This is a genomic window from Saccharopolyspora hordei (assembly GCF_013410345.1).
Lineage (GTDB): Bacteria > Actinomycetota > Actinomycetes > Mycobacteriales > Pseudonocardiaceae > Saccharopolyspora > Saccharopolyspora hordei.
The window spans coordinates 2,860,014-2,881,429 of record NZ_JACCFJ010000001.1 but is presented as its reverse complement, the minus strand read 5'-3'; the positions used below and the strand labels follow the sequence as shown (position 1 = coordinate 2,881,429).

The window sequence follows — 21,416 nt, the reverse complement described above, 5'->3', positions numbered from 1 at the left end:
CCCGGGTGTCACCTACAGCGCCGTAGCTCTGATCACTCCCCGCAGCACCAGCAGACATTCCACGAGGAAGTAGTCACCCCACACCAGCTCGTTGTCGATGGCCAGCCCGCGCCGGTGGTCGAAGCAGCCACTGGTGAGGATCCCGGCAGGTCGGGTGTCGTCCTCTCCCACCGGCGTGAGGAAACGCGTGACGAGAGCGTCCACCATCGCCAGCGCCCGCTCGCGGTAGTGCGTGCGGTCCGGCGCCAGCACGGACAGCTTCAGCAGCGCAGCGGCGGCGATCGCGGTCGCCGAGGTGTCCCGTGGGGCCCCGGCGTCGAAGTCCCACGGCGCGACGTGGTCGGCGGGCAGGTGCTCCAACCACCAGTCCGCCACCGTGAGCGCGGTGTCCAAGAAGTCTCGCGACACCCAGTGGGTGGCCTGGGCGAAGCCGAGCATGGCCCAGGCCTGGGCACGGGCCCAGGTGCTGTCGTCGGCGAGCCCCTTGTGCGTGTACCGCCGGACGAGCGCACCGGTGCTCTGGTCGAAGGCCGCCGACTGGCAGACCGACCCGTCCGCGCGCACGCAGTACTCGATGTGCCGCTCCGCGTGGCGCCGGGCGATCTCGGCCAGCTCCGGCTGGTCCAGTTCGCCCGCGGCCCAGGCGAGCAACGGCACCGTGCCCGGCACCGCGTCGATGTTCGCCGCGCCCTCGCCCACTGCGTCGGCCTCCTCGGCCTCATCACCCAGCGGGATCACCCCAGCGTCGTGGTTGAAGCTCGCCGCAAGCCCCCGGGCCCCGGCGAGCGCGGATTCGCGTGCCGGTGCGCTCTGGCCGATCAGGTGCGCCACCCCGGCGCCGTAGAAGAACAGGAACCCGCGGAAGGCCGTCTTCGAGCTCGCCCGCACCGTGAGCCGACGGGCGACGTCACCGGCCAGCTCCGCGTGACGTGCCTCGCCCGTGGTGGCCGCGGCGAGCGCGAGCAGACCGCCCCAGAACCCGCCCGTCCAGTGGCCGTCCGGCGAGAGGGTCCACTCCCCCGTGTTCTGGTCGGCGAAGTGCGGGAAGCCCCGGGTCGCCGCCCGCTCGGTGATCTCGGCCCGGGACAGCATCCGGGCCACGGCGTCGTCGAAGCGCCGCACGGTCTGTGCATCCATCTCGGTCATGACACCTCCCCGCTCACCAGCACCGGCTTGAGCGTCGCGCCCGAGCGCATGTCGGCCAGGGCCTGGTTCACCGCGCTCAGGTCGTACCGGGTGACCAGTTGGGACAGATCGAAACGCGCCGCCAGCCGAGGCACGGACCGCACGTGATGGAGGTGGTTCGCCGGCGAGAACGCCCAGCTGCCCAACACCTGGAGCTGCTTGCGGGTGATCAGGTGCGGGTTGAGCGGGGTCGGGCCGTGATCGGTGTACTGCCCGACGACGAGGTACTTCCCGCCCTTGCGGGTCAGGTCGATGCCCTCGGCCACCGCGGACGGGACACCGGTCGCCTCGATCACGACGTCCGCACCGCGGCCGTCCGGTGTCTCGGCGAGCACCTCCGCCACCCGGCTCGCCACGTCGGTCGAGGTGAAGATGTCGACGTGCACGTCGCCGACGCCGAGCCGGCGTGCCGTCTCGAGCCGGTTGGCGGGTCCGCCGACGACGATCACCTTCGCCGCGCCCGCCATCGTCGCGTACATCGCGGCGGCGAGGCCGACCGGGCCACTGCCCTGGACGACCACGACGTCGCCCTCCTGGGGCTTGCCGATGTCCAGCACCGCGTGCACCGCCGTCGGACCGGCGCAGCCGAGCGCGATGACCTGTTCCGGGGTGACGCCTTCGGGCAGCTTCACGATGGTCGAGCCGGGCTGCAGGTAGATCTGCTCGGACCACCCACCGGACAGGTGCGGCCACTGGGCGCAGCTCTGGTTGATGCCGTAGACCTTGCGCGTCTCGCAGAGCGAAGGCTCGTCCTCGTCCGTGCAGTAGGAGCAGGTGCCGCACGGGATGTTCGAGGCCCAGGAGACCAGGTCACCCTCGTGCAGCGGCGCCCCGGTGGCGTCGGTGCGCACCCCCTCCCCGAGCCACCGCACCCGGCCGACGGCCTCGTGCCCGAGGACCACCGGCAGCGGGATCGGCAGCTTGCCGCGCTGCAGGTGCATGTCCGTGCCGCAGATCCCGGCGTGGGTGACGTCGACGACGACCGCACCCGCTTTCGGTTCCACCTCCGGGAAGGACGTGATCTCCAAGTCGGTGCCGAACTCCCTGAGCACCGCCGCGTTCCGCTCGCTCACTCGCTCGTCTCCCTGTTCCGGCCGCGTCGCGGCCATGTCGATGGGCTCACCGGAGGGACCCGCTCTGCCGAAGAGCGTCGATCTCGCTCTCGGTGAAGCCGAACTCGCGCAGGACCGGTTCGGTGTGCTGGCCCACGTCCGCGACGCCCCGGGTGATCGTGGCCGGGGTGCAGGAGAGCCGCACCGGGTTGCCCAGGATCCGCGTGGAGGCCCGGCCCCCGACCTCGACCCGGGTGATCGTCCCGTTCTCCAGCACCTGCGGGTGATGCAGTGCCTCGTCGAGGGTCAGCAGCGGAGCGGAGAGCAGGTCCACCGAGTCGAACCGCTCGATCGCCTCCTCGGTGGTGAGTCCGCGGACGACGTCCCGCAGAACCTCGTTGGCCCGTTCCTTGTTGCGGGCCTGCAGGTCGGCAGTGGCGAACTCGGGCCGGCGGCTGAGGTCGTCCACCTCGAGCGCCTCGCACAGCAGGCGCAGCGCGTTCTCCCGGAACAGGCCCAGCACGGTGACCATGCCGTCCTTGGTCTCGAAGACCCCGCTGTACCAGTCGGTCACCCAGTTCGTGGTCCGCCCGTTCATGAGCACGGAGGAGCACTCCAGGGTCTGCAGGGCGAGCGCGGTGTCCAGCAGGTTCACGCTCACCTTCTGCCCGCACCCGGACCGTTCCCGCTCCAGCAGGGCGGCGAGGATCCCCTGCGCCAGCGCCATGCCGGAGGCGTAGTCGACCACCGGCACCGGCATGATGTGCGCGGCCAGGTTCGGGTCACCGACCGTGCGGGCCATCCCGCTCAGTGACTGGGCCAGCATGTCCTGACCGGCCTTGTGCGCGTACGGCCCCGTCTCCCCGAAGCCGGAGGCGGAGGCGTAGACCAGCTTCGGGTACCGTTCGGACAGCTCTTCGTAGGTCAGTCCGAGACGCCGCACGGCCGCGGGCCGGTAGCTGTGCACGAGCACGTCGGTCCGCTCGAGCAACCTGTGCAGCGCCGCCATGCCCTCGCGGGTCTTCAGGTTCAGCCCGACGCTGCGCTTGTTCCGGTTGACCGCCACGAAGTAGGAGCACGGTTCGCCCTCCTCGACCGCGCGCCGGTCCAGCGACCGCATCATGTCACCGTTGACACCCCGCTCGACCTTGATCACCTCGGCGCCGAAGTCCCCGAGCACCTGGGCCGCGAGCGGGGCCTGCATGATCTCGCCCAGGTCCAGGACACGGATCCCGGCGAGCGCCTGTGCCCGGGTCATGAGCGCACCTGCCTCGCGTAGGCGTCCTTGGCGATGACCAACCGCTGGATCTGGTTGGTGCCCTCGTAGATCTGGGTGATCTTGACGTCGCGCATCATCCGTTCCACCGGGTACTCACGGGTGAACCCGTAACCGCCGTGCAGCTGCAGCGCGTCGGTGGTCACCGACATCGCGTTGTCGCTGCACAGCAACTTCGCCATGGAGACACGGGACCGAGCGCGCGGGTCGCCGACCTCGATCAGCGCCACCGCGTCGTAGAGCAGCGCACGGGCGGACTCGATCCTCACGGCCATGTCGGCGACCATGCCGCGCACCATCTGGAAGCGGGACAGCGACTGGCCGAACTGCTCACGCTCGGCGGTGTAGGCCAACGCCTGGTCGAAGGCCCCCCGCGCGATGCCCAGCGCCTGCGCGGCGATCAGGGCGCGGCTGACGTTGAGCTCGGCGTTGATGTAGCGGTAGCCCTGCTTGGGGTCGTCGACCACGCGACGCGCAGGGATCCGCGTGTCCTCGAGGACGACGTCGGCGGTGGGGCTGCCGCGCATGCCCATCTTCTTCTCGTGCGGACCGAAGGACACCCCGGGGTCGTCGCGGTGCACCATGAACACCCCGAAGTCCTGCTCACCGGTGCGGGCGAGCACTGCGTACCAGTCCGCCCAAGGAGCGTTGCTGATGAACCGCTTCTGCCCGGTGAGCACCCAGTCGCTCCCGTCCTGCCGGGCGACGGTCTTGATGCCGGACAGGTCGGAACCGACAGTCGGCTCGGTCATGCACCAGGCTGCGCCCGCCTCGCCGGACGCCACCCCAGGCACCACCTCCGCGCGCAGGTCGTCGGATCCGTGGCTGACCACGGTGGAGGTACCTGCCCAGTTGACCAGCAGGACCAGCGCGGAGCTGGCACATGCCGCGGCGACCTCCTCCACGGCGATCACCTGGGACAGCAGGTCGCCACCGGATCCTCCGAGCTCCTCGTCGTAGGGGAGGCCGGGCAGTTCGGCCTCCCGCAGCGCCTGCCACGCCTCCACGGGGAAGCGTTCCTCGTCGTCCACAGCGGCGGCGTGCGGTGCGATCTGGTCGGCGGCCAGCTTTCGCACGCTGTCACGGAAGTCTTGGTGTTCGGTGTCCATCTGCTCTCGCGCTCCTCGAAGTGTCGTCGTCGGCACGTGCGGCCCTCGTCAGACAGGTGGCCAGCGCAGCCCCTTCACGGCACCGCCGCCGGCCGAGCCGGCCGCCTTACGGGCGTCCTCAGGCGGAATGCCGAATCGCCCCAGCACCCGTTCGGTGACGTCCTCGGTGTCCGTCTCACCCGGCCTCGCCGCGGTGCGGGAGTACACCGGCACTGCGGGCACCGAGTCGGCTCGGAAGCCCGGGTGACGGTGCGCGATCTGGTCGGAACCGGCGAGTTCGTGCGGTGCCAGCACCGGTGTCACGCAGGCGTCGACCTCAGCGAAGAACTCGGTCCACTCGGCGCGCGTGCGGTTGCGGAACGACGTCTCGAGCCGTTCGGTGATCACGTCCCAGTTCGTCGGGTCGAGGTGGTTCGGCACCTCTCCCAAGTCCAGCGCCTTCCAGAGGTTGGCGAAGAACGCGTCCTCCAGCGCGCCGACCGCCACGTACCCGCCGTCGGCGCAGGCGTAGCAGCGGTAGGCCGGCATCGACCCGGCGAGCACTCCTTCCCCGCGGCGGGGCAGCGATCTCCCTCCCCAGTCCACGAAGTTCATGCCCATCATGGACAGCACGCCGTCGACCATCGCCGCGTCGAGGTACTGCCCGTGCCCGGAGCGTTCCCGCTCGTAGAGGGCACCGACGATGCCGAAGGCCGCGAGCAGGCCGCCGCCGGCGAAGTCGGCGACCAGGTTCAGCGGCGGCACCGGCGGGCCGTCCGCCGGGCCGAAGGTACCCAGCGCACCCCCGATCGCCAGGTAGTTGATGTCGTGACCAGCTCGGCCGGCCAACGGACCCGTCTGCCCGTAGCCGGTGACGCTGCAGTAGACCAGCCGCCGGTTGATCTCGCTGAGTTCGGCGTAGCCCGCGCCGATCCGGTCAGCGACACCGGGCCGGAACCCTTCCATGAACACGTCCGACTCGGCGACCAGGCGGTGCAGCGCCGCGCGCCCCTCGTCCGTCTTGAGGTCGAGGGTGATGAACTCCTTCCCGCGGGAGAGCGCGGGGACCGGCAGGCCGGAGCGACCGCCGCCGATCACGATCACCTCGGCCCCGAGGTCGGCCAGCAGCATGCTGCCGTAGGGGCCGGGGGCGAGCCGGGTCATGTCCAGCACCCGGATCCCGGCCAGCGGTCCCGTCTTGCCGGTCACCGGGCACCTCCGGTCGACCGGCGCGTGTGGTGGGATGAGCATGGCGAGCAGAGCAATTCCGTCCTCCTCGTCGAGGTTGCGGTGGTCCGCGTGCACCCATGCTCGCCCGGTCTCCAGCGGCGTCGGTACCTCCACCTGGAGATGGCCGATCGGCGATCGATGCTTGCCTCTTCGGAGAGATTCCCCTTCTGAGAGCGGGTTTTCGCGAGCACCGGAGGAGGAGGTCAAGGGCGTGCCCTGCACCGGGTCTGGGCGTCCTCGGGGTGGACAGACCGCCTCCCGACCCGGTCCGGCTGCGCCCGAGACCACCGCCGCCGGAGACGAGGGCGGTCCTCAGTCACCCACGGGCTGCGCCGCTCGCCGATCGGTCTCCTCGACGTCCATCGCGCCACGTGTCTCCGGGCTCAGCGCTCCCGCGACGACGAAGACCAGGACCACCGCGAAGAGGGACACCATGAGCCGACCGGGCACGTCAGCCAGCTCCGGACTGGCGAGGTTGACGAGACTCGGCATCAGGCCGCCGACCATGAAGCCGAGGTTCCAGCAGATCGCGGTCCCCCGTCCCCGCAGCGCCGTCGGATAGCGCTCGTTGAGGAACACCAGGACCGGAGCGTAGGCAGCGTTGGCGAAGAAGGCCAGGGCCGACGCGGAGAACATGATCAAGGCCGTGTTCGTCGGATCGGTGCTCGTGATCAACCACACCAGCGAAGGCAGAGCGACGAGGTTGAACGCGCCGATCACCAGCATCGTGCGTCGGCGTCCGAAGTGCTCGCTGAGCTCTCCCGCCGTGATCGCGGCGACGACCACTCCCAGACTCGAGACCAGCAGGATCACGCCCTGGGCGCTCTGGGCGACACCGCTGACCTCGCCAAGCAACGTCGGGAGGAAACCGGAGGTCAGGTAGTACTGCGAACCGGCGCCTGAAACCAGCACCAAGTTCAGCACGAACAACCCTCCCCTGCCGTTGCGAACCAGGTCGACGAAGCGCGTCTTCGGCCCGCGGCTCGTCCGCTGTGCCCGCCACAGCGGCGATTCCTCGACACCGCGGAGCACGAGGAAACTGATCAACGCCGCCCCGAGCCCGGTGAAGAACATGACCCGCCATCCCCAGACGTCGAACTGCTCGCCCGGGAAGACCTCGCTGACCACGATGAAGACGCCGCTGGCCAGGGCAGCACCGATGCCCGCTCCGCCACTACCGATCAGCCCGGACATCAGGCCTCGCCACCGCTGCCCGACGCTCTCGGTGCCCAGCGTGTGCGTCGCCGCGACGACACCACCGACGAACACGCCTTGCACCAACCGCAAGGCCAGGAACAGCAACGGAGCGGCGATGCCGGCCACGGCGTAGGTCGGCACGGCTCCCATCGCGGCGGTGGACGTGCCCACGCCGGCCAGCACGATGACCATCGTCCGCTTGCGCCCGCTCCGATCGGCGATCGCACCGAAGATCGCGGCTCCGGCCGGACGGAGCAGCACGCTCACGGCGAACGAGGCGTACACCGCCGCGAGGCTCAAGGTCGGGCTCGCCACCGGGAAGATCAGGTCGCCGACGGTGCCGGCGACGTAGAGCAGGATGAACAGGTCGAACAGGTCGAACGCCCATCCCGCTACTGAGGCGAAGCTCGCGTACAGCATGGCTCTTCTGGACAGTCCGGTGTTCGTCGTGGACACGTCCGCCTCCTCAACGAGGTCTGTCTGGTGTGTCGCGTGTCCAGGCGACGGCCTGGACACGGGGCAGTGTGCGGAGCGGGACGGAGGTCACTCCGAGCGCCGGATCGAACCCCGACAACTCCGTCCAAAGTAGACTATGTTCGATGGTTCTTCGGCGACTCCCCGACACCACGACGCGAAACAACCCCGGGATTGGCTGACGCCGACCCCACTCGTCCTCGCCGAAGACGAACCTGTCCTCATCGGAGCTGACCGCGGTCACGCGGGACATCGTCGCGAGCACGGCCGAATCGTCGGTGGGTTCCGAGCGGGCCGAGCAGGTCGCCCCGGGTGCACGAGGACCGTGCCTGGTGTCAACGGTCCGCGCCGCCCGGTGCGCCACCGGGTCGGCCAGTGGAGGGGACCTCCCTCACTCCCCACCTCGGCGACGGCCGATGCGCTTGATCCGGTCCACCAAGGTGGCGACCACCATGCGGAACGCGCTCGGAGCGGCGTGGGACTGCTGCGGTGCTTCCCCGGTGGTGGCGACCTGGCGGACCGACTCGGCGAACTGCTCGAACATGCGCCGGCTGATGTCGCCGGCCAACGCACGGCCGAACTGGGCGATCCGGCCGGTCAGGTACACGGCCGCGTCGGCGCGGAGGTCCGTCCCCGCAGCGGTCGCACTCGCACGCAGCGTGATGTCGGCCTGGGTCCTCGCCCCTCCGGTGTCCTGCCCCTCCGCGAGCACGCGGATCGTCCCGGTCTCCCGGTCCTGCTCGAGCACCCGGGCGATCCCGTGGAACGAGAGCTTGATGGGCCCGACCGCCACCTGCGCTCGTCCGGCGTAGAGCTGCTCGCCGAGCTCCTCGGTGAGTTCCGCGCCGGGGAGGCATCCCGCCAGCACGTGCACGTCGGCGAGCACGCGCCACACCTCGTCGAACGGCACGTCCAGGGCGGTGTCCACCTGCACCGCGATCGTCGGCTCTCCCTCCGGGAGCACGATCTCCACGGTCCTGGCGGGTTCGTCCGACGGTTCTGCGTGCTCCTCGGCGACCGTCGCCGACCGTCCACCGGAGCGGCCGACCAACGTCCGCCGCGCGCAGTTGCCCGGTTCCGGGATCCCCTCGGGGTACGCGGCGCGGGTCTCGGAAACGGCGGTCAGGATGTTCCGGTACCCGGTGCAGCGGCAGATCACGCCGGACAGTTCCGCCGGGAGCTCCTCGTCGGTGACCTCGGGCTCGTTGTTCAGCAGGTCGTAGGCGCTCAGCAGGAAACCCGGGGTGCAGAAACCGCACTGGAGGGCGTGGTTCCGGCCGAAGGACTCCTGCAGCGGGTGCAGGTCGTCCGGACGCCCGAGCCCCTCGACGGTGACGACCTCCGCGCCGTCGAGCTGGCAGGCGAACAGCAGGCAAGCGCGGGCGGCTTCGCCGTCGACCAGCACGGTGCACATGCCGCAGACCCCGTGTTCGCACCCGACGTGGGTCCCGGTCAGCCCCAAGTGGTCGCGCAGGGCGTCCGCCAGCGTGACACGAGCGGGAAGGTCCAGCACCACGGGTGTGCCGTTGACCGTGAACCTCACCTCGACGGTGTCGTCGGCTTCCGCCCGCACCGGCCGAAGGCCCTTCTGCACGGGCTCTTCGATGCTCGTCATGCTCCCACCTCCGCTGTGCCGCGCACCGCGCGGCGGTGCGCCTTGGCCACTTCCCGGGCTGCCAGCGCGCGCAGGAGGCGCCGCCGGTAGCCGTTCGACGCGTGCGCGTCACCGTCGGTGTCGACGAGCTCGCGCACCACGTCGTCGAGCGCACCGACCAGCTCGGACCGGTCGCCACCGGTCGCGCGGACCAGACCGGTCACGTCCCGGGTGACGGGCCGGTCGGAGACACCGAAGGCCGTCATCGTCGCGGCGGACACGTCGCCGGCGTCGTCGGCGCGGACGTGTGCCGCGACTCCGGCCAACGCGAAGTCACCGTGCCGGCGCGCGATCTCGGCGAACCCGAAGCCCTCGCGCGGCCCGGCTACGGGGAACGAGACCGCGACCAGGACGTCCTCCGGGCGCAGCGCGGTCGTCATCGCCCCGGCGTAGAACTCCCGAGCTCGCACGGTGCGTTCCCCGTCGGGACCCGCCAGTCTCAGCTCGGCGTCCAGGCAGCAGGCGACTGCCGGCAGCTCGGCGGCCGGATCGGCGTGCGCCAGGCTCCCACACACCGTGCCGCGGCTGCGCAGTTCGCGGTGCCCCACCCAGGGCAGCGCGAGCCGCAGCAGCGGCACCTGAGCGGACTCCAGCGCGTGCTCAACTCGACGCTGGCGGACGGTAGCGCCGACCTCGAGCCGGTCGCCGACCGCCCGCAGCGCGTCGAGCCCGGTGACCGCGTTGATGTCCACCAGGGTGGTCGGCCGCGCCAGCCGCATGGCCAGCACCGGCACCAGGGACTGCCCGCCGGCGATGACCTTGCCGCCTCCGTCGGCGTTGACGAGTTCGGCAACGGCGTCGGACAACGCCGCGGGGCGCGCGTACGCGAAAGGTGCGGCCTTCATCTAGCCCCTCACCGCCCCTGGAACTTCGGGGCGCGCTTCTCGGTGAACGCGGCCACGCCTTCGGCGAAGTCCTTGCTGGACCGCAGCATCGCGTAGGCCTTGCGCTCCAGCTCGATCCCGCTGTACAGCGGAGCGTCGACACCGCGGTCGAGGACCTCCTTGGCGGTGCGCGCGGCCAGCGGGGAGAACCCGAGCAACTTGGTCACGAGCCGCTCGACCTTCTCGTCGAGCTCCGCTCGGTCCGCGGCCAGGTCGGCGACCAACCCCCAGTCCTTGGCGGCGGCAGCGTTGATCCGGGACGCGGTCAGCACGTGGTACTTGGCACGGGAGAGCCCGATGAGCCGGGCGAGGCGCTGCGTGCCGCCGGAACCCGGGATCATGCCGAGGTTCATCTCCGGCAGCGCGAACTCGCTGCGCTCGGTCGCCACGCGGATGTCCGAGGCCAGCGCGAGTTCGAAACCGACGCCGAAGCAGTAGCCGTCGACGGCGGTGACGACGACCTTGGGACTGCGCGCGGGCGCGGTCACGTTGTGGCCGAGGTCGGTGAAGTCGATCGGCTCGACCTCCATGAAGCCGGCGATGTCGCCACCGGAGGAGAAGTGCTCGCCTTCGCCCCGGATGACCACGACCTGGATGTCGTCGTCGGCGTCGATCTCGGCGAACCGGTCGGCCATGACCTGCCGGGTCTCCCAGGTGATGATGTTGTACTTGCCGTGGTCCAGCGTCAGGTAGGCGACCCGGCCGTCGTGGCCGCGGTCCAACTTGATCTCGCCTCCGGTGAGCGCCATGTCGTCAGTTCTCCCCTTCTGTTCCTTCGAGCACCGCGGTCTCCGTCGTCGCCGCGGTGAGCAGGCGGTGGATCACGTCGCCGTGGATCGGCAGCGTGGTGATGTCGACGCCGGACGGCCCGAGGGCGTCGGCGACCGCGTTGGCGATGGCCACCGGCAGGCTCATGCAGCTGCCCTCGCCACAGCCCTTGGCGCCGAGGCGGGTCAGCGGCGAGGGCGTTTCCAGGTGGTCGCTGCGCAGCTCGTAGCCGACCTCTGCGGTGGTGGGGCACAAGTAGTCCATGAAGGTCGCGGAGGTGGGCTGCCCGTTGTCGGAGTAGCGCATCTCCTCGTACAGCGCACCGCCGATGGCGTGCGCCAGGGCACCGTGGACCTGCCCCTCCAGCAGGACGGGGTTCAGGATGGTGCCGGCGTCGTGGACCGTGGACACCAGCTCCAGGTCGACCTCGTAGGTCTGCGGGTCGATCCGGCAGACCACGAGCTCGGCGACGAAGCCGTAGCACAGGCTCGAGTTGATCTGGTCGTCCCGGCTCGCGGCCTTGGCCTGCGGCGGGGTGAAGGCCGCCTCTTCGTACAGCCGGGCCGAGGTCCCGTCCGGCAACGATCCGGGGTCCCAGTGCACCACACCCGCGGCGTGGCGGAACTCCACCGCCCTCGAGTGGTCCTCGCGGTGTCGGATCCGCCCGTCGACGAGCTCCAGCTCCTCCGGCTCCAGCCCGAGCATCGACCCGGCCGCCGTCCGCAACGTGTGGGCGAGCCGGTCGCACGCCTCGACCAGCGCGCTGGTCAGCAGCGGGGCGAACCGCGACGAGTAGCTCCCGGAGCTGATCGTCCACGGAGTGGTGGCCGTGTCCATCTCCACCACCGGCCTGACCTTCTCCAGCGGCAGTCCGAGCCGCTCCGCCACGACCTGCTGGGCGACCGTGGCGTGCCCCTGGCCCTGGGGGACGGTGCCCAGCAGCACCGAGACCGTCCCGTTGACGTCGACGCTGACCCGGACGTGCTCGGTGGAACCGGACTTGCCGCGCCCCGGTGGACGCTCCTCGGCCGGGGTGGCCAGTCCCACGTAGCCGATGTTGGTCGCCGACGGGTCGACGATGGTGGCCAGTCCGATGCCGAAGTGCTCACCGCGCTCGCGCGCTTCCCGTTGGCGCTCCCGCAGCGCCGGGTAGTCAGCGTTCTTCAGCGCCAGGGCCAGGGCCTGCGGGTAGTCACCCGAGTCGTAGATGCCGCCCGTCGCCGTCCGGTACGGGAACGCCTCGGGCGGCACGAAGTTGCGCTGGCGGACCTCCGCGACGTCGATCCCGCAGGTCGCGGCGATCTTGTCCATCAGCCGCTCCAGTCCGAAGTAGAGCTGCTGGCCGCCGAAGCCGCGGTTGAGCCCGGTCGGGGTCTTGTTGGTCACCACCGCGCGCGAGCGGATCTGCACGGCTTGGATGTCGTAGGCGCCGGTGATGTTGCCGAAGCAGCGGTAGAGCGTGCTCGGTTCCGGCGGACGCAGGTAGGCGCCGACGTTGTCGACGAGGTCCGCCCGCAGGGCCTGGACCTTGCCGTCTGCGGTGACGGCGGCTTCGAAGCGCATCGCCCGGTCCGAGCCCGCTGAACTGGCCAGCAGGTGCTCGCTGCGGTCCTCGGTCCAGCGCACCGGCCGGCCAGCGTGCTTGCTCGCCAGCGCCATCAGCACCACGTAGGGGTAGATCCCCGCCTTGATGCCGAAGCTGCCGCCGATGTCGGCCGGGACCACCAGCCGTACCCGTGAGGTCGGCACTCCCAGCGCGCCCGCGATCACCGGCACCATGGAGAACGGGCCGTGGAAGTTCGCCCAGGCGGTGATCGCGGGACCGTCGACCTCGTCCTGCCAGTCGGCGATCACCGAGTAGCACTCCATCGGAGTCGACGAGTAGCGCGGGAACCGGTACTCACCGCAGACCACGTGGTCCGCTGCGGCGAACGACTCGTCCACGGGACCGAACTGGAACGTGCGGTCGCTGGCGACGTTGCTGTCGGCGTCGTCGTGGAGCCGCGGCGCGTCGGGACGCAGCGCGGCGTCGACGTCGACCACCGGCGGCAGCGGCTCGTAGTCCACGGAGACCAGCTCTGCGGCGTCCTCGGCGGCGTAGCGGTCGGCGGCGACCACGACCGCCACGGGTTCACCGACGAAGCGCACCCGGTCGGTCGCCGTCGGGTAGTACGGCATGGGCGTCTTCAGCGACAGCGGGAACGGGTTCAACTCCGCGAGGACCTCGTCGGGACCGATCACCGCCGCCACGCCGGGGTGCGATCGGGCTCGGGTGAGGTCGACGCCCCGGATGCGGGCGTGCGGGTGCGGGCTGCGCACGACCGCCGCGGTCAACGTGCCGGGCAGCGGGTCGAGGTCGTCGAGGAACCGGCCGCGCCCGGTCAGCAGGGCGGGGTCTTCGATGCGTGCCGTGGTGCGTGCAGGGGTCATCGAGGTGTGCTCACTTTCGCGATCCGGTCGAAGCAGGGGACAGCTCCGCCAGCGGGCTGAACCGCCCGTCGACGAGTTCGCGGCGCAGGATCTTGCCCACCGCGGACTTGGGGATCTCGGCGACCGCGACCACTCTCTTGGGCCGCTTGAGCCGCGGCAGTCCGGAGCCGGAGCGGATGTACTCGCTCAGCGCGGCGGCCGCAGTGTCCGGGGTGCGCCCCACCGCGGGGACGAAGAACGCGGTGACGGCCTGCCCCCAACGGTCGTCCGGCATCCCGACGACCACGACGTCGGCGACCTCCGGGCAGCGGATCAGCGCGTTCTCGATCTCGTCGGGGTAGATGTTCTCGCCGCCCGAGTTGATCATGTCGTCGACGCGTCCGGACACCCACAGGTCTCCGTCCTCGTCCGCGACGGCGAGATCGCCCGGGAAGTACCAGCCGTCGCGGATGGACTTCGCGTCGGCGTCGGGCCGGTTCCAGTACCCGGAGAACGCTTCCGGCGATTCCATCGAGATCGCGATCTGGCCCTGCTCACCAGCACCGACGAGCGCGTCCGGGCCGGCTTGCGGGTGCGGGTCGACCAGGCGGACCCGGGTGAACACGCCGGGACGTCCGGCGCAGCCCGGTTTCGCCGCGACGTCCGGCCCGACGGTGAAGGTGTAGATCTCGGTGCTGCCGAAGTGGTTGACGAACACCTCGGGTTCGAGCGCGTCGACGAGCGCTTCCGCCAGCGCGGGGGTCATCGCGGCGCCTGCGTAGGCGAGCTTGCGGACACCGGTCTCCCCCAGCCGCCCCGTGCCCAGCAGGCTCCAGTAGATCGTGGGCACCAGGTACAGTGCCGAGACGCGCTCTCGGGTGATCAGCTCCAACGACCGCTCAGCGTCGAACCGGACCTGCGGGACCCACGTGCCGGCGCTGACCACGCTCGACAGCAGCGTGCGCAGTCCCATCGTGTGGAACATGGGCATCACGCCGAGGGTCGTCTCGAACGGAGCCGACCGGCTCTGGTGCAGGTGCGCGAGGGAGGCGTGGAACTCGGCGCTGTGCGTGCGCGGAACGCCCTTGGGCTTCCCCGTGGTGCCGGACGTGTAGAGCATGACGCTCGTGTCGGAATCGCGGACCTGCACGTCGAGGGCGTTCTCGGTCTGGTCGGCGGCGAGGTCCAGCAGCGCTGCGCCGCCGGGCGGGACGCCGTCACCGACGTGCGCGTGCGGCACGGGCTCGGTGCGTTCGAGCGCCTGGCACGCCGCCTCGACCGTGGACTCATCGGTCACCAGCAACGTCGGTGCCGCGTCGGACAAGCAGTAGGCGAGCTCGTCGACACCGAAGCGGAAGGAGAGCGGAACCGAGACGGCGCCGAGCTTCTGCGCAGCCAGGTGCAGCGAGGCCATCGGTTCGCCACCGGCGAGCAGGAACACGACCCTGTCCCCGTGCCCGACACCGAGCGCGGCCAAGGCCCGAGCCAGCCGGTTGGTGTGCGCGTCCCACTCCGCGTAGGTCATCGACAGCTCGCCACCCACCGCGCGTCGGGCGGGGTACCGCTCGGCGGTCCAGCTCAGCACTGTCCCGAGGTCCATCCCAAGTCCTCTCGCAACATCAGCGGTGCGACACAGGTCCGGATCGAATCATCCGTTCCACATCGTCTGAAACAGACGGTTGGTAACGTACGGTAGGATCCAGAGCGTGTCAACGGTTCGGCTTTCCACGACCTCGTACGTCGTGCTGGGGATGATCGCGATGCGCGGGCCCTCGACCTCGTACGACCTCAAACGGGCCATCGGACACTCGGTGGGCTACTTCTGGCACTTCCCGCACGCCCAGCTCTACTCCGAGCCCAAGCGGCTCGCCCAGCTGGGACTGCTCGAGGTCGAGGAGGAGGACGACGGCCGTCGCCGCCGCACCTACACGATCACCGACACCGGTCTCTCGGCCCTGCGCTCGTGGCTGGCCGAACCCACGGAGCAGCACTTCGAGCTGCGCGACATCGCCGAGATCAAGCTCTTCTTCAACGAGCTCGCCGACCCCGACGACATCAAGCGGCTCGCGCACGACCAGATCAAGCAGCACCAGGCCCGCATCGCCGAGTACGAGCAGATGCAGGAACGCTTCGGCCACGACTCGGCCATCTCACGGCGCATGGTCACGCTCGGTCTCGGCCTGGAGATGGAGCACGCGGCCCTGCGGTTCTGGACCTCGCTCGCCGAACGCGCCGAGCGAGGCGAGTTCGAGGACCACGCTCGCGCAGACCGTTCGGCTCCGCCCGCGAGCAGCCCGACGAACTTCTCAACCGAGGAACGACCGCGGAGTTCTGACACCTGAACGGTGCCCGCCTCCCGGGCCACCCTCCGCCGTCGATCGCTCCCTCCGGGCTGCTGACCGCGACCTCGCACACTGTGAAATCGGCCTGCGGCCCCGCTGATCCGCGCTTTCCAGTGGTGCTGACCCGCCAGACCGCGGCACGGCGCCGTAGTCACCCTCCAGCGCAGGCGCGGACCAGCTCGAGGTCCTGGCGTCATCACATGCCCGCGCTCACGAGGTCGCCCAGGCGCCTCGCCGCCCGCGGCTGGTCCTCGCCGACGTGTGGTTCCGGGCTCGGGTGGGTAGTGCAGGGGCACCGGAAGGCGACGGAGAGAGGTTCCATGGGTTCAGTAGCGCACTACCTGGAGATCCAGGCCCCTGCTCAGCGGTGCTACGACTGGTGGCGGCCGCTGACGCACATGCCGATGATCTTCCCCGACGTGCAGAAGGTTGAGCCGCGCAGCGGCGAAGCCGACATGACCCACTGGGTCGTCACCGGCCCCGCCGGCAAGAGCGTCGAGTGGGACGCGCGGATCGTCGAGGACGAGCCAGGCCGCAAGGTGGCCTGGAAGTCGGTCGAACAGGACACCGGGAAGTCGAACACCGTGGCCACCGCCGGAGCCGTCCGCTTCGACGACCACGGCGACACGACCGGTGTCGAGGTCAGCTTGCAGTACGAGCCGCCGGGCGGGGCGGTGGTCGACGCGGTGGCGACGCTGTTCGCCGACCCGCAGCAGAAGGTCGAACGGGCGCTCGACAAGTTCAAGGAGCTGATGGAGAACCCCGAGTCATCGACGCGCTGAGGTCGCACCGACCTCGCAACGGTCCGACCCGTTGCCGGAAGGCGACCGGTCGGGACGACGGCGTAAGCCCAGCACCCCTGGTGCGCACCAGGCGGTGCTGGGCCGTTTGCGCCTCACTGCGCGGAGCTCGTCTGTCCACTGAGCACGGAAGGGATCCGCTGGGAGTTCCCGGAGTGCGGGTCGCGTGGTGACGGAGTACAAGGGGGCCATGGGAGACTACGAGCACTGGACGACACTGCGTTGTGACGCGGACACGCTGTTCCGCTACCTCGCCGACGTGGGCAACCTCCCCCGCTACTTCGACTCGATGGACTCGGCGGAGGACATGGGTGGAGAAGAGGTCGACGTCGTCGCGGAAGTCGAGGGGCAACGCCGCGAGGGCCACGCCTGGTTCCACACCGATCCGGAGACCCGCACCATGCGCTGGCGTTCGGAAGGCCCGAACGGCTACCACGGCGAGCTGCAGGTGACCGACGCCGGCGACGAGGGCGCCACGGTCACCGTCACGCTGCACACCGAACGCGCGGACGGTCCCGCGATCCGCGCGGGACTGGAGCGGACACTGGCCAACATCAAGCAACAGGTCGAGGGCAGCAGCACCGAACCCGCCGGGTGACCCGGCCGCGACAGGCGGTACCCGGCGGGGCACTCCCGCCGGGCATCTCCTGCTCCGGAGTCGACGGCGTCACTGCTGGGTGGGGCCGTAGCGCCACGGCTCGTCGGCCTCGGCGAGTTCCCGCTCCGCGACGGCCTGCACCTGCTCCAGCAGCGCCGGGTCCAGACCCGGCGCGAACTCCTCCGGCCGTGGGTCGGCGATCTCGATCGGCACGCCCTCCGGCGCCTGTGCGGTGCTCAGCGTCTTGTCGTCGTCCGACGGTGACGCCTCGCGGAAGATCTTCCCGGCCTCGGACAGGTGGTCGAGGCTGAAGGTGTACTGCTTGTTCTCCAGCCCCTGCTCGAGCAAGGTCTTGACCTCGGGGTACCGCTCCGCCCTGGTCTTGGGGATCGGCAGGACCTTGCCCCAGTCGACGCCGAGGGACTCGAGGGCCTTGGCGTAGGCGTTCTCGTGCGCGTGGTCCCGCACGATCAAGTAGGCCACCGTGGACCGCAGCGTCTTGTTCGAGCTCATCTCGTAGATCCGGCACTTCTGCAGCCGCCCGGTCGACTCGAGCATCAGGTTGTACAGCAGGTCCAGCACCAGGTTGCCGCTGTTGTACACGTAGGACCCCATCCACGGGTTCGCGACGGCGTCGACCGGCAGGGCGCCCTGCGCGCCGACGAGGAAGTGGTGGATGTTGCCCTGCGACAGGGCGTTCTTCAGCGGCGTCTCCCCGCCCGCGGCGGGTTCGTCGAGCTCGGTCGGGGATCCTTGGTAGCGCGGCGACCCGTCGGTGAGGCGCGCGATCGTGGTGGCGATCAGCTCGACGTGGCTGATCTCCTCCGTCCCGACGCCGTGCAGCAGGTCCCGGAAGGGCTTCGCGGCCTTGCCGCGGAAGTTGAAGCTCTGGAACAGGTACTGCATCATCGTGCGCATCTCGCCGAACTGCCCGCCCAGACCTTCTTGCAGCGCGTTCGCCGCGCCGGGGTCGGGCTCGTCCGGCACGATCTCGTTGATCATCCGTTGCACGTGGAAGAACATGGTTCGGCCCCCTCACCATCGTGCGGCGCGCACTCGACACCGCGTCGACCAACCGGTTCACTCGCTCATCAGCGAGGATTCTCGACATCGTCGATCAGAGGACGCGCCGCGTGGATCCGGCACGTCCTCCTCGGACTGACCGTCCACGGCACCGACACTGCCGTGACCCTGCGCGCAGTGTGCCGTGGCAAGGCGGTCAGGACTCCAGGCTGCGACAGCGAGCGCGATTCCGCAGGACCAGCCGCGATCGCCGACTCCGCACGCCGTGGTGTCCACACCGGACCGGTGGGCGGCAAGCCCCGGTGGCCCGCGCGGTTCACCCGCGGTGGACGGCCTTGTCCAGCTGGTCCAGGACCGTCTTGCGGGCCTTGTGGTCGCGTTCGTGCTGCAGGGCCTGCTCCGCTTCGCGCGGGGACAGGTCGCGAGCGCGCTTCACCGCCTCCTTGGCGGAGAGCGCGTCGAGCTCGGCGACCTTGCGCGCGGCCTTGGCCGCCGGCGGGTTCGCCGACCGCTGCTCGCCCTTGCGGGACTCGCTCCGCTTGCGCCGCTGCGTCTCGCGACGCTCCTGCGGCGACAGCTCCTCCCAGGCGCTCTTCGGCAGGTACCGCTCGGTCTCGCCGTCGTGGCGGGCTTCAGCGGACCCCGACTCGGTCTGCCAGTCCTGCTCGGTCCACTCCTCGAGGTTGCGCTGCTCGCGGGTCCGCTGCTCCGGCGGGTTCCGGTAGCCGCCCCCGTGCTTCTCGTACTCCTGCGTGAGCAGCTGGCTCTTGCGGGCCGACCACTGGCCGGGCGCACCGCCCTTGTCGGAGGCCTTCACCTCCTCCTTCAGCCGCTCCCGCAACTGCGGATCGGTGTAGTCGCGCTCGTAGTCCTTCTTGCTCTTCCCCATGCCCGCGAGTACCCGCCCGCGGCGGGGCACCACACCACGCTCGTGCTGGGCACAGCACGCGTCACAGCAGTCCCTCCCGCCGCGACTAGGCGTGTGCCAGGTCGTTCCGGGCCGCGATCGACCGGTGCAACGCCTCCGTCAGCTCGGTCAGCTCCGCGGACCAGACCACGTCGAGCGGTGTCGGACCCGTCAGCGCGCGGGCCTGCTCGGGAAGCCACCGCAGGTCCTGTTCGCACCGCCGCTGCGCGGCCGACAGCGGCTCGGGGTCGGCCAGCCGCACCCCACCCCGCATCACGGGTCGCAGCAGCGGTTCCCGATCCGCTGGAGTCCCCTCGTCACGCAGGCTGAGGAGATCGGGTCGCCCGGGCGCACCGCGGTGGACCTGCTTGGCGCCGGGGGCGGTCAGCTTTCCCACCGACAGCTTCATCACCGGGTTCCCGTCGTACTCGACCAGCTTGTAGGCGCTGTCCATCGACGGGGCGTCCGAGGACACTCCCATGCGGGTGCCCACCCCGAAGACGTCGATCGGCGCGGAGGCGAGGTCGGCGAGCGCGTGCTCGTCGAGGCCCCCGCTGGCCACGATCCGTGCCCCGGACAACCCGGCGTCGTCCAGCAGGCGGCGGGTCGCGCGCGCCAGCTCGCCGAGGTTCCCGGAGTCCAGCCTGACCCCGATGCGGTCGGCGGGCAGGTCCTGGGCGACCTCGATCGCCGTGCGGACACCGTGCAGCGTGTCGTAGGTGTCCACCAAGAACACCGTGGCGTCCGGGAAGTCCTCGGCGAACGCGCGGAACGCGGCGCGCTCGTCGGGGAACGCTTCGACGTAGGAGTGCGCCATCGTGCCGACGGCCGGGACGCCGAACTCGCGCGCGGCGGCCACGTAGCTGGTGCCGCCGAACCCGGCGATGACCGCGGCGCGGGCGACCGCCCTGGCGGCTTCCAGGCCGTGCGTGCGGCGGGCGGCGAAGTCGACCAGTCCCGCGTGCGGCGCGGCGAGCCGGCACCGCGCGGCCTTGGACGCCACCACCGACTGGAACGTGACGTGGTTCAGCAACGCCGTCTCCACCAGCTGCGCCTGCGGCAGCGGCGCCGTCACCTCCAGGAACGGCTCGTCGGCGAACACCACCCTGCCCTCGGGCACGGCCCACACGTCCCCGGTGAAGCGCAGCGCCTCCAGGGCTGCCAGGTCCTCGTCGGGCAGGTGCACCTCGTCCGCGAGGTAGGTGAGCTCGTCGGGGGTGAACCGCAGGTCCGCCAGGAAGCGCAAGCAGTCCGCGAGGCCCGCGGAGACGAGGAAACCCCGGTCGCGCGGCAGCTTTCGCGCGAAGAGGCTGAAGGTCGCCGGTGCGGTCATGCCCCGCCGCAGGTAGCTGGCCGCCATCCTGATCTCGTACAGGTCGGTGCGCAGACCCGTCATGTCGTGCCCCCGTTCCGGTTCAACGGCGGCACCACTCGCCGGTGCGCCGTTCCGATGCGCCGACCACCGCCGTCACCTCACCGCGCCACGATGAGCGGGCACGGGGCTCGGTGCACCAGTTGCTGGCTCGTCGATCCCAGCAGCAGTCCCGTGGCGGGGCCCCGTCCGCGGGACCCGACGACCACCAGCTGGGCGTGCTGCGCGCGGTCGAGCAGCGCCCGCGCCGGCTTGTCCTGCACGACGATCCGGCGCACCTCGACAGCGGGGTACTTCTCGCTCCACACCGCGATGGTCTCGGCCAGGACGCGTTCCTCCTCGTCCTGCACCGCGGCGCCCTGTCCGCTGCGGTGGAAGCTCCGCCACGCTCCGGTGGTGCCGATGAGGTGCCAGGCGTGCACGGCTTCGAGCGCGACACCGCGCATCCACGCTTCCTCGAACGCGATCTCCAGCACCCGCTCGGTGCTCGGGGCGTCGTCCACCCCCACGACGACCGGGGCGCCGGGGTCGTCGGTCGGCAGCGGGCGCACCACCGCGACCGGGCAGTGCCCCTGCGCGCACAACCCGACCGCGACCGACCCCACGAACAGCCCGGTGAAGGCGCCGAGCCCGCTGCTGCCGACGACGGCGAGCTGCGCGCGCCGGGACTCCTCGACGAGCGTGGCGAGGGCCCCGGCCTTGTGCGAGTAGGTGACGACCTCCAGGTCCGGAGCCACGGCGGTCGCCTCCTCGTGCGCGCGCCGCAGCCACTGCTCGCCCTGGCGCTCCATGGCCCGGGCGGAGCTCTCCGGCAGCGGGACGGTCGGCAGGTCCGGGATGTAGACCAGGGCGAAGACGTTGGCGAACACCACGCGCAACCGCGTGCCGCGCCGCTGGGCCTCGGCGGCCGCCCACCGGGTGGCCGCCAGCGCGGCCGACGAGCCGTCGATGCCCACGACGACCGGTCTCGTCCTCGCAGCTGTCACGGGCGTCGCACCTCCGTCGCGTGCCCGAACCGCTGGAGCCGCGACACCTCGGTCGGGGTCACGGCTCCCCCGCACGGACCAGCCGGCTCGTCGCAGGCGAGGCACCCGCCGCCACTGCGCTGGTCGCGATCCGACCATCGCGCAGCCTCCGCGCCCCGGGTAGGGACGATG

The 21,416-nt window shown here is 70.8% G+C and carries 18 protein-coding genes; 3 read left to right on the top strand and 15 right to left on the bottom strand.

Features of this window, described 5'->3' with window-relative positions:
* Positions 1–12: 12 nt before the first annotated feature.
* The 11 genes from HNR68_RS13400 to HNR68_RS13350 all read right to left on the bottom strand — a co-directional run bounded on the left by HNR68_RS13400 (position 13) and on the right by HNR68_RS13350 (position 14,817).
* Positions 13–1,146: a glycoside hydrolase family 88 protein gene (locus tag HNR68_RS13400; protein WP_246330444.1), complete on the bottom strand. Its 1,134-nt coding sequence runs from the start codon at positions 1,144–1,146 to the stop codon at positions 13–15.
* Positions 1,143–2,258, bottom strand: coding sequence for a zinc-binding dehydrogenase (locus HNR68_RS13395; protein ID WP_343050124.1), 1,116 nt, complete (start codon positions 2,256–2,258; stop codon positions 1,143–1,145). The genes HNR68_RS13400 and HNR68_RS13395 overlap by 4 nt, the downstream gene beginning before the upstream one ends.
* Before the next feature lie 46 nt (positions 2,259–2,304).
* Positions 2,305–3,495: a CaiB/BaiF CoA transferase family protein gene (locus HNR68_RS13390; RefSeq protein ID WP_179720943.1), complete on the bottom strand. Its 1,191-nt coding sequence runs from the start codon at positions 3,493–3,495 to the stop codon at positions 2,305–2,307.
* On the bottom strand, positions 3,492–4,622 hold the full coding sequence (locus HNR68_RS13385; RefSeq protein WP_179720941.1) for an acyl-CoA dehydrogenase family protein: 1,131 nt from the start codon (positions 4,620–4,622) through the stop codon (positions 3,492–3,494). The genes HNR68_RS13390 and HNR68_RS13385 overlap by 4 nt, the downstream gene beginning before the upstream one ends.
* 48 nt (positions 4,623–4,670) lie before the next feature.
* A complete protein-coding gene (locus HNR68_RS13380) occupies positions 4,671–5,945 on the bottom strand; it encodes a CaiB/BaiF CoA transferase family protein (RefSeq protein WP_343050123.1) in 1,275 nt (424 codons plus the stop codon).
* A 198-nt stretch (positions 5,946–6,143) separates the two neighbouring features.
* On the bottom strand, positions 6,144–7,484 hold the full coding sequence (locus HNR68_RS13375; protein ID WP_343050122.1) for an MFS transporter: 1,341 nt from the start codon (positions 7,482–7,484) through the stop codon (positions 6,144–6,146).
* Between the two features lie 409 nt (positions 7,485–7,893).
* Positions 7,894–9,117 (bottom strand): xanthine dehydrogenase family Fe-S subunit, encoded by a 1,224-nt coding sequence (locus HNR68_RS13370; protein WP_179720939.1) that lies wholly within the window; start codon positions 9,115–9,117, stop codon positions 7,894–7,896.
* The gene (locus HNR68_RS13365) at positions 9,114–10,001 is read right to left on the bottom strand and encodes an FAD binding domain-containing protein (protein WP_179720937.1); all 888 of its coding nucleotides are present in this window, start codon (positions 9,999–10,001) and stop codon (positions 9,114–9,116) included. The genes HNR68_RS13370 and HNR68_RS13365 overlap by 4 nt, the downstream gene beginning before the upstream one ends.
* An 8-nt stretch (positions 10,002–10,009) precedes the next feature.
* Complete coding sequence (locus HNR68_RS13360; protein WP_179720935.1) at positions 10,010–10,789, bottom strand: enoyl-CoA hydratase/isomerase family protein; 780 nt, start codon at positions 10,787–10,789, stop codon at positions 10,010–10,012.
* Positions 10,790–10,793: 4 nt separating this feature from the next.
* Complete coding sequence (locus HNR68_RS13355; RefSeq protein ID WP_179720933.1) at positions 10,794–13,238, bottom strand: xanthine dehydrogenase family protein molybdopterin-binding subunit; 2,445 nt, start codon at positions 13,236–13,238, stop codon at positions 10,794–10,796.
* A gap of 10 nt (positions 13,239–13,248) precedes the next feature.
* Positions 13,249–14,817, bottom strand: a complete 1,569-nt coding sequence (locus HNR68_RS13350) for a class I adenylate-forming enzyme family protein (RefSeq protein ID WP_179720931.1) — start codon at positions 14,815–14,817, stop codon at positions 13,249–13,251.
* 106 nt (positions 14,818–14,923) lie between these two features.
* Here HNR68_RS13350 and HNR68_RS13345 point away from each other — a divergent pair, with 106 nt between their 5' ends.
* The 3 genes from HNR68_RS13345 (at position 14,924) to HNR68_RS13335 (ending at position 16,957) form a co-directional block, all read left to right on the top strand.
* Positions 14,924–15,559 carry a PadR family transcriptional regulator gene (locus HNR68_RS13345; RefSeq protein ID WP_343050121.1) on the top strand — a complete coding sequence of 212 codons (636 nt, stop codon included), beginning with the start codon at positions 14,924–14,926 and terminating at the stop codon, positions 15,557–15,559.
* A gap of 320 nt (positions 15,560–15,879) precedes the next feature.
* Complete coding sequence (locus HNR68_RS13340; protein WP_179720929.1) at positions 15,880–16,341, top strand: SRPBCC family protein; 462 nt, start codon at positions 15,880–15,882, stop codon at positions 16,339–16,341.
* Positions 16,342–16,549: 208 nt separating this feature from the next.
* A complete protein-coding gene (locus tag HNR68_RS13335) occupies positions 16,550–16,957 on the top strand; it encodes an SRPBCC family protein (RefSeq protein ID WP_179720927.1) in 408 nt (135 codons plus the stop codon).
* 69 nt (positions 16,958–17,026) lie between these two features.
* Here HNR68_RS13335 and HNR68_RS13330 read toward each other — a convergent pair whose 3' ends face one another.
* The 4 genes from HNR68_RS13330 to HNR68_RS13315 all read right to left on the bottom strand — a co-directional run bounded on the left by HNR68_RS13330 (position 17,027) and on the right by HNR68_RS13315 (position 21,245).
* Complete coding sequence (locus HNR68_RS13330; protein ID WP_179720925.1) at positions 17,027–17,980, bottom strand: manganese catalase family protein; 954 nt, start codon at positions 17,978–17,980, stop codon at positions 17,027–17,029.
* A gap of 316 nt (positions 17,981–18,296) precedes the next feature.
* Positions 18,297–18,869, bottom strand: a complete 573-nt coding sequence (locus HNR68_RS13325) for a hypothetical protein (RefSeq protein WP_179720923.1) — start codon at positions 18,867–18,869, stop codon at positions 18,297–18,299.
* An 85-nt stretch (positions 18,870–18,954) separates the two neighbouring features.
* Positions 18,955–20,283 carry a nicotinate phosphoribosyltransferase gene (locus HNR68_RS13320; RefSeq protein WP_179720921.1) on the bottom strand — a complete coding sequence of 443 codons (1,329 nt, stop codon included), beginning with the start codon at positions 20,281–20,283 and terminating at the stop codon, positions 18,955–18,957.
* Positions 20,284–20,360: 77 nt separating this feature from the next.
* The gene (locus HNR68_RS13315) at positions 20,361–21,245 is read right to left on the bottom strand and encodes a universal stress protein (protein WP_179720919.1); all 885 of its coding nucleotides are present in this window, start codon (positions 21,243–21,245) and stop codon (positions 20,361–20,363) included.
* Positions 21,246–21,416 lie beyond the last annotated feature (171 nt).

Bases quoted from the DNA above. Each gene is read 5' to 3' on its own strand.
- HNR68_RS13400 (WP_246330444.1), bottom strand. From the start codon at position 1,146: ATGACCGAGATGGATGCACAGACCGTGCGGCGCTTCGACGACGCCGTG.
- HNR68_RS13390 (WP_179720943.1), bottom strand. From the start codon at position 3,495: ATGACCCGGGCACAGGCGCTCGCCGGGATCCGTGTCCTGGACCTGGGC.
- HNR68_RS13385 (WP_179720941.1), bottom strand. From the start codon at position 4,622: ATGGACACCGAACACCAAGACTTCCGTGACAGCGTGCGAAAGCTGGCC.
- HNR68_RS13370 (WP_179720939.1), bottom strand. From the start codon at position 9,117: ATGACGAGCATCGAAGAGCCCGTGCAGAAGGGCCTTCGGCCGGTGCGG.
- HNR68_RS13365 (WP_179720937.1), bottom strand. From the start codon at position 10,001: ATGAAGGCCGCACCTTTCGCGTACGCGCGCCCCGCGGCGTTGTCCGAC.
- HNR68_RS13360 (WP_179720935.1), bottom strand. From the start codon at position 10,789: ATGGCGCTCACCGGAGGCGAGATCAAGTTGGACCGCGGCCACGACGGC.
- HNR68_RS13355 (WP_179720933.1), bottom strand. From the start codon at position 13,238: ATGACCCCTGCACGCACCACGGCACGCATCGAAGACCCCGCCCTGCTG.
- HNR68_RS13350 (WP_179720931.1), bottom strand. From the start codon at position 14,817: ATGGACCTCGGGACAGTGCTGAGCTGGACCGCCGAGCGGTACCCCGCC.
- HNR68_RS13340 (WP_179720929.1), top strand. From the start codon at position 15,880: ATGGGTTCAGTAGCGCACTACCTGGAGATCCAGGCCCCTGCTCAGCGG.
- HNR68_RS13335 (WP_179720927.1), top strand. From the start codon at position 16,550: ATGGGAGACTACGAGCACTGGACGACACTGCGTTGTGACGCGGACACG.
- HNR68_RS13330 (WP_179720925.1), bottom strand. From the start codon at position 17,980: ATGTTCTTCCACGTGCAACGGATGATCAACGAGATCGTGCCGGACGAG.
- HNR68_RS13325 (WP_179720923.1), bottom strand. From the start codon at position 18,869: ATGGGGAAGAGCAAGAAGGACTACGAGCGCGACTACACCGATCCGCAG.
- HNR68_RS13320 (WP_179720921.1), bottom strand. From the start codon at position 20,283: ATGACGGGTCTGCGCACCGACCTGTACGAGATCAGGATGGCGGCCAGC.